Consider the following 14,195-nt stretch of genomic DNA (forward strand, 5'->3'; position numbering starts at 1 on the left):
CGAGCTTGCGCGCGATGGTTTTGGCGCCCTTGAAGGCGCCTTCGCGAGCAAGCTCGCTCCCACAGGCTCCGCGTTGCACGCCCTGAACAGGGCACATTCGCACCTTTAAGGGGCGAATTTCGGTCAAACACTCTGGCCATATTTATCCCCTTTTGGCCTTTCCTGCCGTTCTCTGAAACCGCGCACGCCGCAAGACTGTGTTCAACCGAATCAGCCTGCGGAGAACAAGAAAATGCTGACGATCTACTCAGACGATCACCACCTGCACCACGGACGCTGCGAATTGATGGACGGGCAACTGATGCCCTGCTTCGAAATGCCCTCGCGGGCCGACCACGTTCTGGCGCGCGTTCAATACCGTGAGCTGGGGCCGGTGGAAGCGCCGCAAGACTTCGGACTTGGACCGATCCAGCGCATTCACAGCGACGACTACCTGACGTTCTTCAAAGGTGCCTGGCAGCGCTGGACCGAGTTCGAGCGTGACGGCGACTTGCTGCCCTACACCTGGCCGGCCCGCACACTGCGCCGCGTCATACCAACCAGCCTGCATGGCCAGCTCGGCTACTACAGCTTTGACGGCGGCGCGCCGATCACCGCCGGCACCTGGCAAGCGGCCTATAGCGCAGCGCAAGTCGCACTGACCGCTCAAGCCGCGATCCAGCGCGGTGCACGCAGTGCGTTCGCCCTGTGTCGTCCACCGGGACATCACGCCGCCAGCGACTTGATGGGCGGTTATTGCTACCTCAACAACGCCGCCATCGCGGCCCAGGCATTCCTCGATCAGGGTCACAAGAAAGTCGCGATCCTCGACGTCGACTACCACCACGGCAACGGCACCCAATCGATTTTCTATGAGCGCAGCGACGTGCTGTTCACCTCGATCCATGGCCACCCGGAAGCCGAGTTTCCGTTCTTCCTCGGTTACGAAGACGAACGCGGCGAAGGCGCCGGCGCTGGTTTCAACTTCAACTACCCATTGCCCGCAGGTTCTGGCTGGGACACCTGGAGCGCCGCGCTGGAACAGGCCTGCAAAGAGATCGAACGCTACGGTGCGGACATCGTGGTCGTGTCCCTGGGCGTCGACACCTTCAAGGACGATCCGATCTCCCAGTTCAAGCTCGACAGCCCGGATTACCTGGCGATGGGCGAGCGTATCGCAGGCCTCGGCAAGCCAACCCTGTTCGTGATGGAAGGCGGTTACGCGGTGGAAGAAATCGGCATCAATGCCGTGAACGTTCTCGAAGGTTTCAAAAGCGCCCAATGAGGAATTAGAACAATGAATCAACTCAAGCGTTTTATCGCGCCGGCACTCTTCACCACAGTGCTGTGCGCCACGGTCCTCAGCGGCGCAGTACACGCTGAAGAGCGCACCTTGCGGGTCTACAACTGGTTCGACTACATCACCCCCAAGGCTCTCGAAGACTTCAAGGCCGAGAACACCCAGACCAAACTGGTCTACGACATCTTTGACACCAACGAAGCGTTGGAGGCCAAGCTGCTCACTGGCAACTCCGGTTACGACGTGGTGGTGCCGTCCAACGTGTTCCTCGCCAAGCAGATCGAGGCCGGGGTTTTCCAGCCGCTGGACCGCAGCAAACTGCCAAACTGGAACCACCTCGATCCGAAGCTGATGAAGCTGATCGAGGCCAACGATCCGGGCAACAAGTTCGCCGTACCGTACATGTACGGCACCATCCTGATCGGCTTCAACCCGGACAAGGTCAAGGCGGCGCTGGGCGCCAACGCACCGGTGGACAGCTGGGACCTGATCTTCAAGGAAGAGAACATCAGCAAGCTCAAGCAGTGCGGCGTAGCCCTGCTCGACTCGCCGTCGGAGATTCTACCGCTGGCCCTGCAACACCTGGGCCTGGACCCCAACAGCAAAAAGCCCGCCGATTACGACAAGGCTGAAGCGTTGCTGATGAAGATTCGCCCGTACATCACCTACTTCCACTCCTCCAAGTACATGGCCGACATCGCTAACGGTGACATCTGCGTGGCCGTCGGTTACTCCGGCAGCTTCTCCCAGGCCGCCAACCGCGCCAAGGAAGCCAAGAATGGTGTGATCGTCGACATGCGTCTGCCGAAAGAAGGCGCGCCGATCTGGTTCGACATGCTCGCGGTCCCGAAAGGGGCAAAAGACTCGGAAGACGCCTACACCTTCATCAACTACCTGTTGCAACCGAAGGTCATCGCGCCGGTCAGCGACTTTGTCGGCTATCCAAACCCGAACAAGGACGCCACCGAACTGGTCGACCCGGCCATTCGCAACAACCCGAACCTGTACCCGACCGAAGCGGCGATGAGCACGCTTTACACCCTGCAACCGCTGCCGCGTGAAGCGGAACGGGCGCGGACCCGGGCCTGGACCAAGATCAAGTCCGGCACCTGAACAACCCCTCGTTTGCGCGCCATTGAAGACCCGCCCCGCGCGGGTCTTTTTTACCTGACTGTCCCGTCCTGGATAAGGTTTACACCTGTTTCACCGACGCCAGACACTGCGCAAACGCGCCAGCGCTGACTCGATCGCCGCTTCCGGCACCGCCGCAAAACCCAGCACCAACCCCGCGCGCTGATCCACCGGAGTGCTTGAGTCCGCTAGCCAATAACTGCTCAAGCCGTTGATCTCGACTTCGACGCTGGCGGCTTTTTCGATCAGCTCACACTCACGCGCCAGGCTCTCGACCGGTACGGTCAAATGTAATCCCGCCGCCACGGTTGGCAGGCTGCCAACCCCCGGGATATCCGCGGGCCAACCGGCCAGCAGCGTATTACGGCGGCTCAGAGCCGCACGGCGCATGCGGCGAATGTGCCGCTGAAAGTGACCCGTAGCCATAAACTCGGCCATCACCGCCTGAGTGCTGACCTCGGAGTGCCGCACGTCCACCGCCCGGCGCTGGGCAAACGCCTCCACCAGCCCCACCGGCAACACCAGGTAGCCCAGACGCAACGCCGGAAACGCGACCTTGCCGAAAGTGCCGACGTAGAGCACCCGACCGTGCCGATCCAGCGCCGCCAAGGGCGCCAAAGGCGCGCCGCTGTAGCGATACTCGCCGTCGTAGTCGTCCTCGATGATCCAGCCGTCAGTGCGCTCGGCCCAGGCGAGCAATTCCAGACGCCGAGCCAGGCTCATGATCACTCCGGTCGGGTACTGATGAGACGGCGTGACATAGGCCAGTCGGCAGTCACTCAGGCGATCGAGTTCGGCACAATTAATGCCGTCGCTGTCCACTGAGACACCCTGTAACCGCGCACCGGCGACCGCGAAGGCATGCCCGGCGGCGCGATAGCCAGGGTTTTCCACCGCCACCCCATCGCCGGGCTCCACCAGCAGCTGTGCACAAAGGCTAATCCCCTGCTGTGCGCCGCTGGTGATCACAATTTGCTCAGCGCTGCACTGCATGCCCCGCGAACTGCGCAAATAGGCCGCGATCAATCCGCGCAAGCGTTCGTCACCTTCGGGCGCGCCGTAACACAGTTGCTGTAAATCCGGCTTGCGCCAGAAAGCCGCATTCAGCTTGGCCCAGACCTCGAACGGAAACAGATCGAAGGCCGGCACCCCCACCCGAAAAGCCCTCGGTGGACCACTCGGTGGTCTGCTCAAATGATGCTTCTCGACCCGCTCCAGAGCACTGCTGTGGATAACTTTACTGGATGTAACTACAGGTAAATTGGGCGATTTTGTGGATAACCCTGTGGGTAAGCCTGTTGAAAACCCTGTGGATACTTTTGTGGATAGTTTTTTCGTGGACAACGCCGTTTGCGGCAATTGCGCCACATACGTGCCGTCACCTACCCGCCCTTCGATGAAACCTTCGGCGTAGAGTTGGTCGTAGGCACGGACCACGCTGTTGCGGGAAATCGACAACGCTGCCGCCAGATCGCGGCTGGCTGGCAAGCGTGTGCCGCCGACCAGTCGGCCGTCGAGCACGCGCAGGCGCAGCGCCTGGTAGAGCTGGCGACTCAAGCCCTGACGGCGATCGAGTTCGATACCCGCCGGGTTGAACGACAGGGACAGCAGCGGGTTGTTCATGGCAATGGAGCCTTGTTAATGGACCTATGAAATTGACTATTAATGGCTCTTACAACAGACCAATAGCGTGCCTAGGATGCAGGCATTCGCCAAGGAAAATTTCCATGTACACCCCCAGCGCATTTGCCATCGACGACCTCCCCGCCCTGCATCAGCAGATTCTCGACACTCGCCTGGCCGTACTGGTCACCCATGGTGAGCACGGTTTGCAGGCCAGCCATTTACCGCTGCTGCTGAGCCCGGAACAAGGCCCCAATGGCACCCTTTACGGCCACCTGGCCCGAGCCAATCCGCAGTGGCGGGATCTGGAGGCCGGGGCCGAGGCGCTGGTGATTTTTGCCGGGGCCGATGCTTACGTCAGCCCGTCGTTCTACCCCAGCAAAGCCGAGCACGGCAAAGTCGTGCCGACCTGGAACTACGTGGCCGTGCACGCCTACGGCAACGCCGAAGTGTTCAGCGACGCCCATCGCTTGCGCAATCTGGTCAGCGCCCTGACTGATCGCCATGAAACCGGCCGCGCCAAGCCCTGGAAAGTCGACGATGCGCCACCCGATTACATCGATAGCATGCTCAAGGCCATCGTCGGCTTCGCCCTGCCGATCCAGCGCCTGGAAGGCAAGCGCAAGCTCAGTCAGAACCGCAGTACCGCAGACATCGCCGGCGTACGCGAAGGGCTGATCGCCAGCCCCGACTTGCGCGACCAGGCCCTCGCCCACTTGATACCCAAGGAATGATCATGAGCCAGATCGAGATTCGCCGTGTCACCACCAAGGACCACGCCGCCTGGCAACCGCTGTGGCAAGCCTACCTGCGTTTTTACAACACCGAGTTACCGGACACGGTTTATCAGAGCACCTGGCAACGCTTGCTCGATCCAGAGGAACCGACCCACGCGGCCCTCGCCTGGGTCGATGGCAAGGCCGTGGGTCTGGTGCATTTCATCTATCACCGCTCGAACTGGAGCATCGAAAACGCCTGCTACCTGCAAGACTTGCTGGTGGCGCCCGAGCAACGCGGCACCGGTATCGGTCGATTGCTGATCGAGTTCGTCTACGCCACCGCCAAAGCAGACGGTTGCTGCAAGGTTCATTGGCTGACCCACGAAACCAACGCCACCGCGATCCAGCTCTACGAGCGCATCGCCGAACGCCCAGGCTTCATCCAGTTTCGCAAAAGCCTTTAAGGTTCAAGGAGAGCAGCATGAGCATTTCACTCGCCGACTGGAAAGGCGTCCCTGCGCCAACGGTTCAACTGATCGAAGGACGCTTCATTCGCCTGGAAAAACTCGACCCGGCGCGTCACGCCGATGGCTTGTTCAAAGCCTTGCAAGGTCCGGGCGCCGACCCGAAGCTGTGGGACTACTTGCCTTACGGCCCGTTCCCGGAGCGCAGCGCGTTCAACGATTGGCTGAACAACCACGCCGCCAACAGCGACCCGTATTTTTTCAGCGTAATCGACCGTGCCAGCGGTGAAGTGCAAGGCATCCTCAGCCTGATGTCGATCGTCCCGGCCCAAGGCCGCATCGAAATCGGCCACGTCACCTTCGGCGCACCGATGCAGCGCTCACCGAAAAGCACCGAAGCGGTTTACCTGCTGGCCAAAGAATCGTTCGCCATGGGCTACCGTCGCCTGGAATGGAAGTGCAACAACGGCAACGCCCGCTCCAAATACGCAGCCGAACGCCTGGGCTTCAGCTTCGAAGGCGTGTTCCGCCAGCATATGGTGGTCAAGGGCCAGAACCGTGATACGGCGTGGTACTCGATTCTGGATTCGGAGTGGCCGGCGATTGGGGCGGGGTTTGAGAAGTGGTTGAGCGAGGAAAACCAGACGGACTCGGGTCAGTTGAAAACACTGGTCGAGTGCCGGGGATAACAGCCCCTAATAGCAAAAGATCGCAGCCTTCGGCAGCTCCATAGATCGGCGGAGCTGCCGCAGGCTGCGATCTTTTGATTTTTACGATACAGCTGAGGAATTGCTCCTAGTATTTGACCGGCTAAGATCAGTCACGGCTTAGGAAGTGACACGAGGACTATAGGCGAGCCAGAAGCGATGCAAAACCCGGTTTCCGCATCTCGGATGCCGTCCTACGCTAATGAGCGAAAACGACCTTTTGAAACCGGTTAGCTATGAGGTCGCCATCGCGGGCCTTCAACACATTCCCCGTAGCAGCTGTCGAGCCTGCGAGGCTGCGTTCGAGTGCGTAGCGCTCGCAAAATGGCAAACTTCGTCATTTCAGGAACACTGCATATTGCCTGTTTGCGACTGCTTCGCAGCCGAACGCAGGCTTCGCCAGCTGCTACGGTTCGCGTAACCGCTTAACTTACCGCATTGGAGCAAGCCCTCGGCGCGCCCCAACCAGCCAGTCAGCTGATCGTACGTCGAACCTTCACAACCCCCATTTGAAACCCAAACGGTCTGAACACCGTATTCAACGACTTCAGCGCCTGGTTCCCTTCCCCATGCTCATCGACTCCGAACAAATCCAACTCACCCTCCGACTATGCAATCTATTGCAGATATGGAGAGTAAAAACAGATAAAACACGCATTAAATTGCATATCTAGGCGCTTTTCAGTGCGAAAGCGCAGTGGCAGACGAGTTTCCAAGCCTTCGCAAATCGACACATCCGAGAACGGCGTAAGGAAAAACGCCAGTGAAAGGTGGCCAATGATCATGTGGCCTCGTGGGCGGGTCCTTTGCTACAACCGAAACTCCAGCGCCTTGCAACAGAGCCGGAAATACCCGGCATCAGGGCATGCACCCACCCTTTTACAGTTCGACCTCCCCAAGGAAGAGGTCGCATTCAATGCTCATTCTGCACACTCATCGCCCACACCATCTCGCCCTGGCTATCGCCCTCGCCTTCGGCGGCATCGACATGTCCCATGCCCAGCAAACAGAGCCCGCAGTAACCGAGACCAAGCCCAGTCCGGTCAAGGCCCGAAAACCTGCGAAACCCAAACCCGATGCCCAGAACTCCGCCCGGCAGCCCATATCTGACGTCCTCGCCACCACAGCCGTAGAGTCGATCACCGCCGATAACAGGCAAGCGCTTCCCGTTCCTGATCCGCTGCCCGTCGACACGATGTATGACACAAATGAACCCACGGCAAGTGAAGGGTTGAGTGCTGCGCTGACGTCTGAACTCCCGGCAGAGCTGGCTACAAACGCCCTCGATGTGTCGCTGGAAAGCGCAGCCACCACCGACAATGCCCGCCAGGTCGCCAACAGCCTCGAAACCGATAAGCCCGGCACAACGCAAACACCGAAGGCTGATGCGAACAATGCCGCCATCAATGCCCTCCTCACCAGCGACACCGAGAATGCCGCCATAGCACTGGAACAACTGGCCGGCGTCAGCAACGCCAACCTCGCTACTGCCACCTTGAGCAGCGCCCGGCCGGTAAGCGCGAGCATGCTTTCGACCATGCGCGAGCTGAGCGACGATGCAAGCCTGCTAGATCGCTCGGCAACCGGCCACGAGACCAACGGCAGGGTCTGGGTCCAGGCGCTGGGTAACTCCGCAACCCTCGATGACAAACTGGACGACAGTGCCCTGCGGCAACGCACTCACGGCGTTGTGGTGGGTGCAGACTGGTCACTCGACAGTGAATGGCGCGTAGGCCTGCTCGGTGGCAAATCACAAACACGCCTGGATGGGGTGCTACTGGACGGCGATCTCGACAGCTGGCACCTCGGTGCCTATGCGCTGCGTCAAAGCGGCCCGTTGGCATTGCGACTGGGTGCGACCTACAGCAGTCATAGCGGAACCACCAAACGCAATGTTGCCTTCAGTCGTTACAGCGACAGACTCAAAGGCAGCTACAACGCCAGCAGCCAGCAGGTTTTCGCCGAGCTAGGATACAACCTGGGCAGTGGCGCCTTTCAGGTCGAGCCTTTTGCAAACCTCGGTCACGAGCATTATCAACGCGACAGCTATCGGGAAAAAGGCGGGGCTGCAGCATTGAAGGTCGACGAGCAAACCCAACGCAACTTCAACAGCATCTTTGGTCTGCGCCTGGCACACCGCAGTGACCTGGAGAACGGCATGAGCCTGACCCCGCGCATGAGCGCCGGCTGGAAGCACACCTACGGCGATGTCAGCAGCCATGTGCGTCAGTTTTTTTTGGCGGGTAGCGAGAGTTTCTACGTCGAAGGCATTGCACTGGATCGCAACAGCCTGACACTGGAAGCTGGGTTGGATCTGGCGGTCTCGAAGCAACACTTTCTGAGCGTTGCCTACAACGGCGAGAAGGGCAGCAACAGCCGCGATAACAGCGTGATGGGTCAGTGGCGGATGAGCTTCTAAAACGCTGACAACACCAGACAAAAAAAAGGGGAGCACATGCCCCCCCGAGGTTTAAAGCGTTAGAGACGAGGCTGTTAAATCAGCCTTCGATCTCGATCAGGATTTCGCCCGGGTTGACCCGGTCGCCCTTGGCCACGTGGATGGCGGTAACTTTACCGGCGATGGCCGCTTGCACTTCGGTTTCCATCTTCATCGCTTCGGTGATCAGCACAGCCTGGCCGGCTTTCACGGTGTCGCCTTCCTTGACCAGCACATCGACGATGTTGCCTGGCATGGTGGTGCTGACATGGCCCGGTGCGCTGGCTTGCTTGCGCTTGCTGCTGCCGCCGCTGACGAATTCGTTGAGCGGCTCGAACACCACTTCTTCCGGCATGCCGTCGATGGACAGGTAGAAGTGACGCTTGCCTTCGGCCTTGACGCCCACACCGGTGATGTCGACGCGGTAGGTTTCGCCGTGAACGTCGATGACGAACTCGGTCGGTACACCTTCGCCACTTGCCGAGGTCACGCCATCGGCTTCTGGAATCGGCAACAGCACTTCCGGAGTCAGGGTGCCGGCTTCGCGTTCTTCAAGGAACTTGCGGCCGATGTCCGGGAACATCGCGTAGGTCAGCACGTCTTCTTCAGACTTGGCCAAGGCACCGATTTCGCCGCGCAGTTTGGTCATTTCCGGCTTGATCAAATCCGCCGGACGGACATCGATGACTTCTTCGCTGCCGATCGCCTGACGACGCAGCTTCTCGTTAACAACACCTGGCGCCTTGCCGTAGCCGCCTTGCAGGTAGAGCTTCACTTCGTTGGTGATGGTTTTGTAGCGCTCACCGGCCAACACATTGAAGAACGCCTGAGTACCGACAATCTGCGAAGTCGGGGTCACCAGCGGTGGGAAACCAAGGTCTTCTCGAACCCGTGGAATTTCGGCCAGCACTTCGCTCATGCGGTTCAGAGCGCCCTGCTCTTTCAACTGGTTGGCGAGGTTGGAAATCATCCCGCCCGGCACCTGATTGACTTGCACCCGAGTGTCGACGGCAGTGAACTCGCTTTCGAACTGGTGGTACTTCTTACGCACGGCGTAGAAGTACAAACCGATTTCCTGCAGCAGTTCCAGGCTGAGGCCGGTGTCGAACTCACTGCCTTTTAGCGCGGCGACCATCGACTCGGTGCCTGGGTGGCTGGTGCCCCACGCGAAACTGGAGATCGCGGTGTCGATATGGTCGGCACCATTTTCAATGGCCTTGAGTTGGCACATCGAAGCCAGGCCAGCGGTATCGTGAGAGTGAATGAACACTGGCAGCGACTGCTCGCTTTTCAGTGCCTTGACCAATTCGCCAGTGGCGTACGGGGTCAGCAGGCCCGCCATGTCTTTGATTGCCACCGAGTCGCAACCCATGGCTTCCATTTGCTTGGCTTGCGCCACGAACGCCTCGATGGTGTGCACCGGGCTGGTGGTGTAGGCGATGGTGCCCTGGGCGTGTTTGCCGGCGGCTTTTACCGCTTCAATGGCCACCCGCAGGTTACGCACGTCGTTCATCGCGTCGAAGATGCGGAACACGTCGATGCCATTCACCGCAGCCTTGGCGACAAAGGCTTTGACCACGTCGTCACTGTAGTGGCGATAGCCCAACAGGTTCTGGCCGCGCAGGAGCATTTGCAGACGGGTGTTAGGCAACGCCGCGCGCAGTTTGCGCAGGCGCTCCCACGGGTCTTCTTTGAGGAAACGTACGCAGGCATCGAAGGTCGCGCCGCCCCAGACTTCCAGCGACCAGTAGCCGACTTTGTCGAGCTTGTCGCAGATCGGCAGCATGTCGTCGGTGCGCATGCGGGTCGCGAGCAGCGATTGGTGGGCGTCGCGCAGGATTGTGTCGGTTACGTGGATACGCTTTGTAGGTAAAGAATTGGTCATTGGAATATTCCTCACAGGCCTGCGTGAGCGGCGATGGCGGTGGCGATGGCCAGGGCCAGCTCTTCGGGTTTGCGCTTGATCGAGTAGTTGGTCAGCTCGGGATGGCTTTCAACGAAGCTGGTGTTGAACTGACCGCTACGGAATTCCGGGTTACGCAGGATTTCCTGGTAATAAGCGGCGGTGGTCTTGACCCCTTGCAGACGCATGTCGTCGAGGGCGCGCAAGCCACGGTCCATCGCTTCTTCCCAAGTCAGTGCCCAGACCACCAGTTTCAAGCACATGGAATCGTAAAACGGTGGGATGGTATAACCGGTATAGATCGCCGTGTCGGTACGTACGCCGGGACCGCCGGGTGCGTAGTAACGGGTGATCTTGCCGAAACTCGGCAGGAAGTTGTTTTTCGGGTCTTCGGCGTTGATCCGGAATTGCAGCGCGAAACCGCGGTGCTGGATGTCTTCCTGTTTCACTGACAGTGGCAGGCCGGACGCAATGCGGATCTGCTCGCGGACGATGTCGATGCCGGTGATTTCTTCGGTGATGGTGTGTTCCACCTGCACCCGGGTGTTCATCTCCATGAAGTACACCTCGCCCTCGGCGAGCAGGAACTCCACGGTACCGGCGTTCTCGTAACCTACCGCCTTGGCCGCACGCACCGACAGGTCGCCGATATAGGCGCGTTGTTCTGGCGTCAGTTGCGGGCTCGGGGCGATTTCGATCAGCTTCTGGTTACGACGCTGGATCGAGCAATCACGCTCGAACAGGTGCACCACATTGCCAAAGCTGTCGCCAAGGATCTGCGCTTCAATGTGCTTGGGATTGACGATGCATTTTTCGAGGAAGACTTCCGCCGAACCAAAGGCCTTGGTCGCTTCGGAAATCACTCGGGGGAACGCTTGCTCCAGTTCTTCGCGGCTGTTGCAGCGACGAATCCCGCGACCGCCACCACCGGAAGTAGCCTTGAGCATCACCGGGTAACCGATGCGATCGCCTTCGGTCAGGGCTTCGGCGATGTCGGCGACGTTGCCTTCAGTACCTGGTGTGACCGGCACACCGGCCTTGATCATGCTGCGGCGGGCTTCGGTCTTGTCGCCCATGCGGCGAATGACTTCCGCCGACGGGCCAATGAATTTGATGCCGCGCTCAGCGCAGATATCGGCCAACTCGGCGTTTTCCGAAAGAAAGCCATAACCTGGGTGCAACGCGTCGCAACCGGTTTCCACCGCCAGGTTCACCAGCTTGCGCGGGTTCAGGTAACCGGCCAGTGGCTCGGCACCAATGCTGTGGGCTTCATCGGCGCGTTTGACATGCAACGCATGGCGATCGGCGTCGGAATAGATCGCGACCGAACGAATGCCCATCTCGGCGCAGGCACGTACGATTCGTACGGCAATCTCACCACGGTTGGCAATCAGGATTTTTTTTATCACTTGGAGGTTCCCTTGAGCCGGTTGCTACCCACGACCCCTGGACCGGGTCGGCGCGTGACTAAATGTTTCAAGCCAGTCGCACAGCCACACTAGCCCGCTCAAGGGATTAACAAAAATCAATAATTATTGGGTCAGGCATAAGTAAAGACTTATAGTTGAACGACCAGCCTGCGGCAAGAGTCTCTAGATAATGCGTAAGTCCTTGATGCGTATGACATTACGCCAACTTCAGATCTTCAATGAAGTCTGCGATTTGCGTTCCTACAGCCGTGCAGCCGATGAAATGTCGCTCACACAACCAGCCGTCAGCCTACAGATTCGTCAGCTTGAAGAGCTGATTGGTCAACCTTTGTTCGATTATGTCGGCAAAAAGCTCTACATGACCGAAGCGGCTGAAGCGTTACAGCGCGCCAGTCGGGATATTTTCGGGCGCCTGGAGAACCTTGATATGCAGCTCTCGGACATGCAAGGTTCTCTGCAAGGTCAGCTGAAACTGGCGGTGGAGTCCAGCGCGAAGTACTTCGTCCCGCACCTGTTTGCCGCCTTCAAGCGCCAGCACCCGGAAGTGAACCTGCAACTGACGGTGGTCAACCGCGGACAGGTGATCCGGCGCCTGTCCGACAATCGTGACGATCTGGTGATCATGTCCATGGTGCCACAGGACATGGGGCTGGAGTTCTTGCCGTTCCTCAACAACCCGATCGTCGCCGTGGCGCCACCGGATCATCCGCTGTGCCACATGGGGCCTCTGCGCTTGCAGGATCTTGAGCCCTACACGCTGCTGTTGCGCGAGCCTGGCTCAGGGACTCGATTGGCGTGCGAAGAGTACTTCAAAGAGAAACGTGTGCACTTCAACCAGACTCAGGAAGTCTCGTCGGCCGAAGCCCAGCGTGAATGCGTGGTGGCAGGTCTGGGCCTGGCCTTGTTAACGCGCCACGCCCTGAACCTGGAGTTGGCGACTGGCGGTCTCAAAGAGTTGCCAGTCGAAGAGCTGCCGCTGTATCGCAGCTGGTGCCTGGTGCAAGCCAAAGCCAAACGCCTGTCACCGGTCGCGCATGCGTTCCTGGGGTTTATCCGCAGTGAACGGGTGCAGATCAGCGCGCTGGTTGAGCGCTTCGACGCGAAGCTGCCGGTTTTGCCTGCCAGTAGTTGAGCTCCAGATCCGGATATTCACCGATCTCGGCCAGAAGCTGGCGGTGCTCGCAACGATCTTCAATTGCACGGCGAAACGCCATGCGACGCTGGTCTTCTTGCTGACGGCGGGTTTTGACTGCGCTGTTGCGTTCTTCGTAGTGCTGGGCCATTTCGAGTCTCCCAAGGCGAGTACGGGAATTTCAAGATAGGCGCGAGGGATGACGGTTTGGCGGCGGGTCGATGACAGAGTGATGAACGTTGCCGAGGTGTATTTGAGGACGCTATCGCGAGCAGGCTCGCTCCCACATTTAACCGTGGTCCCATGTGGGAGCGAGCCTGCTCGCGATAAGGCCGGAACGGCCTTCCAGCCATTTCAGGTCAGACTCAGTCGTCCAGCGCTTTGACCGACTTGGGTGACAGGCGCAGGCTGCGAAGGCTGCGTTTGACGCTCTTGAGGTGATTGACCAGACTCGGCCCGCGCGCCATGGCCACGCCCATGGCCAATACATCGATCACCACCAGGTGCGCGATACGCGAGGTCAGTGGCGTATAGATCTCGGTGTCTTCGTGCACATCGATCGCCAGGTTGACGGTCGACAACTCGGCCAACGGGGTCTGACTTGGGCACAAGGTGATCAGCGAGGCACCGCTCTCACGGACCAGATTGGCGGTGATCAACAGGTCCTTGGAACGACCCGACTGGGAAATGCAGATCGCCACATCCGTCGGTTTCAGCGTGACCGCCGACATCGCCTGCATGTGCGGGTCGGAATAGGCCGCAGCGGTCAGCAGTAACCGGAAGAATTTATGTTGGGCATCCGCAGCAACGGCGCCAGACGCACCAAAACCATAGAACTCGACGCGCTGAGCCTGAGACATGAGCGTCACAGCTTTCTGCAACTCCACCGGATCGAGCTTCTCGCGAACCTCCATCAGGGTGTGCAGGGTGGTATCGAAAATCTTCAGGCTGTAGTCGGCGACCGAATCGTCTTCGTGAATCGCGAACTGCCCGAAGCTCGCCCCTGCTGCCAGGCTTTGCGCCAGTTTCAGCTTCAAGTCCTGAAAACCCGAACAACCGATGGCGCGGCAGAAGCGCACGATGGTCGGCTCGCTGATGCCGACGCTGTGGGCCAGATCGGCCATGGAACTGTGCATCACAGCCGCAGGGTCAAGCAGCACGTGATCGGCAACCTTGAGCTCCGATTTGCGTAACAGGTGGCGAGACTGGGCGATATGTTGCAACAGGTTCAAAGGGCAGGACTCATTGTTATTGGCTGACGCCGGGGATGTAGCAAGTTTGTAGTTATACTACAAGAATTCGCTTTTTGCCTGTTCAATGCGTAACTCGATACCCCTGTTTTGGCCGGGCACACCCCATGTAGCAACTGG

Annotated in this window: 12 protein-coding genes and 1 pseudogene; 7 read left to right on the forward strand and 6 right to left on the reverse strand. The window is 59.3% G+C overall.

Annotated features, from left to right (window positions below):
• Positions 1-232 precede the first annotated feature (232 nt).
• Positions 233-1,264: a histone deacetylase family protein gene (locus NTD87_RS01290; RefSeq protein ID WP_262111314.1), complete on the forward strand. Its 1,032-nt coding sequence runs from the start codon at positions 233-235 to the stop codon at positions 1,262-1,264.
• Positions 1,265-1,276: 12 nt separating this feature from the next.
• On the forward strand, positions 1,277-2,392 hold the full coding sequence (locus NTD87_RS01295) for a polyamine ABC transporter substrate-binding protein (protein WP_262111315.1): 1,116 nt from the start codon (positions 1,277-1,279) through the stop codon (positions 2,390-2,392).
• Between the two features lie 90 nt (positions 2,393-2,482).
• Here the strand turns inward: NTD87_RS01295 and NTD87_RS01300 are convergent, their stop codons facing one another.
• Positions 2,483-4,033, reverse strand: coding sequence for a PLP-dependent aminotransferase family protein (locus NTD87_RS01300; protein ID WP_262111316.1), 1,551 nt, complete (start codon positions 4,031-4,033; stop codon positions 2,483-2,485).
• Positions 4,034-4,137: 104 nt separating this feature from the next.
• Between NTD87_RS01300 and NTD87_RS01305 the strand changes: the two genes are divergently transcribed.
• From NTD87_RS01305 to NTD87_RS01315, 3 genes are read left to right on the forward strand one after another with little or no spacing between them, the layout of a single operon-like run.
• Positions 4,138-4,767 carry an FMN-binding negative transcriptional regulator gene (locus tag NTD87_RS01305; protein WP_262111317.1) on the forward strand — a complete coding sequence of 210 codons (630 nt, stop codon included), beginning with the start codon at positions 4,138-4,140 and terminating at the stop codon, positions 4,765-4,767.
• A gap of 2 nt (positions 4,768-4,769) precedes the next feature.
• Positions 4,770-5,216, forward strand: coding sequence for a GNAT family N-acetyltransferase (locus NTD87_RS01310; RefSeq protein WP_262111318.1), 447 nt, complete (start codon positions 4,770-4,772; stop codon positions 5,214-5,216).
• Positions 5,217-5,233: 17 nt separating this feature from the next.
• Entirely contained in the window at positions 5,234-5,905 is a 672-nt protein-coding gene (locus NTD87_RS01315) for a GNAT family N-acetyltransferase (RefSeq protein ID WP_262111319.1), read from the forward strand.
• Between the two features lie 491 nt (positions 5,906-6,396).
• Here the strand turns inward: NTD87_RS01315 and NTD87_RS01320 are convergent.
• Positions 6,397-6,498, reverse strand: a pseudogene (locus tag NTD87_RS01320) (transcriptional regulator); the annotation flags it as partial.
• Between the two features lie 341 nt (positions 6,499-6,839).
• On the opposite strand from NTD87_RS01320, the gene NTD87_RS01325 reads away from it, so the two are divergent.
• Positions 6,840-8,342, forward strand: coding sequence for an autotransporter domain-containing protein (locus tag NTD87_RS01325; RefSeq protein ID WP_262111321.1), 1,503 nt, complete (start codon positions 6,840-6,842; stop codon positions 8,340-8,342).
• Positions 8,343-8,421: 79 nt separating this feature from the next.
• Here NTD87_RS01325 and oadA read toward each other — a convergent pair whose 3' ends face one another.
• The gene (gene oadA, locus NTD87_RS01330) at positions 8,422-10,245 is read right to left on the reverse strand and encodes a sodium-extruding oxaloacetate decarboxylase subunit alpha (protein WP_262111322.1); all 1,824 of its coding nucleotides are present in this window, start codon (positions 10,243-10,245) and stop codon (positions 8,422-8,424) included.
• A gap of 11 nt (positions 10,246-10,256) precedes the next feature.
• Positions 10,257-11,672: an acetyl-CoA carboxylase biotin carboxylase subunit gene (locus tag NTD87_RS01335; protein WP_262111323.1), complete on the reverse strand. Its 1,416-nt coding sequence runs from the start codon at positions 11,670-11,672 to the stop codon at positions 10,257-10,259.
• A gap of 190 nt (positions 11,673-11,862) precedes the next feature.
• Between NTD87_RS01335 and NTD87_RS01340 the strand changes: the two genes are divergently transcribed.
• Positions 11,863-12,825: a LysR family transcriptional regulator gene (locus tag NTD87_RS01340; RefSeq protein ID WP_262111324.1), complete on the forward strand. Its 963-nt coding sequence runs from the start codon at positions 11,863-11,865 to the stop codon at positions 12,823-12,825.
• On the opposite strand, the gene NTD87_RS01345 is transcribed toward NTD87_RS01340, so the two are convergent.
• Together NTD87_RS01345 and hexR are read right to left on the reverse strand one after the other, a co-directional pair.
• Positions 12,767-12,976, reverse strand: a complete 210-nt coding sequence (locus NTD87_RS01345) for a PA3496 family putative envelope integrity protein (RefSeq protein ID WP_262111325.1) — start codon at positions 12,974-12,976, stop codon at positions 12,767-12,769. The genes NTD87_RS01340 and NTD87_RS01345 overlap by 59 nt on opposite strands.
• Before the next feature lie 214 nt (positions 12,977-13,190).
• Positions 13,191-14,057, reverse strand: a complete 867-nt coding sequence (hexR, locus tag NTD87_RS01350) for a transcriptional regulator HexR (RefSeq protein WP_123427501.1) — start codon at positions 14,055-14,057, stop codon at positions 13,191-13,193.
• Positions 14,058-14,195 lie beyond the last annotated feature (138 nt).

Origin of the sequence: Pseudomonas sp. 6D_7.1_Bac1 (genome assembly GCF_025465945.1) — a bacterium.
GTDB lineage: Bacteria > Pseudomonadota > Gammaproteobacteria > Pseudomonadales > Pseudomonadaceae > Aquipseudomonas.

Coding starts and splice junctions, on each gene's coding strand:
- NTD87_RS01290 (WP_262111314.1), top strand. CDS start 233: ATGCTGACGATCTACTCAGACGATCACCACCTGCACCACGGACGCTGC.
- NTD87_RS01295 (WP_262111315.1), top strand. CDS start 1,277: ATGAATCAACTCAAGCGTTTTATCGCGCCGGCACTCTTCACCACAGTG.
- NTD87_RS01300 (WP_262111316.1), bottom strand. CDS start 4,033: ATGAACAACCCGCTGCTGTCCCTGTCGTTCAACCCGGCGGGTATCGAA.
- NTD87_RS01305 (WP_262111317.1), top strand. CDS start 4,138: ATGTACACCCCCAGCGCATTTGCCATCGACGACCTCCCCGCCCTGCAT.
- NTD87_RS01310 (WP_262111318.1), top strand. CDS start 4,770: ATGAGCCAGATCGAGATTCGCCGTGTCACCACCAAGGACCACGCCGCC.
- NTD87_RS01315 (WP_262111319.1), top strand. CDS start 5,234: ATGAGCATTTCACTCGCCGACTGGAAAGGCGTCCCTGCGCCAACGGTT.
- NTD87_RS01325 (WP_262111321.1), top strand. CDS start 6,840: ATGCTCATTCTGCACACTCATCGCCCACACCATCTCGCCCTGGCTATC.
- oadA (WP_262111322.1), bottom strand. CDS start 10,245: ATGACCAATTCTTTACCTACAAAGCGTATCCACGTAACCGACACAATC.
- NTD87_RS01340 (WP_262111324.1), top strand. CDS start 11,863: ATGCGTAAGTCCTTGATGCGTATGACATTACGCCAACTTCAGATCTTC.
- NTD87_RS01345 (WP_262111325.1), bottom strand. CDS start 12,976: ATGGCCCAGCACTACGAAGAACGCAACAGCGCAGTCAAAACCCGCCGT.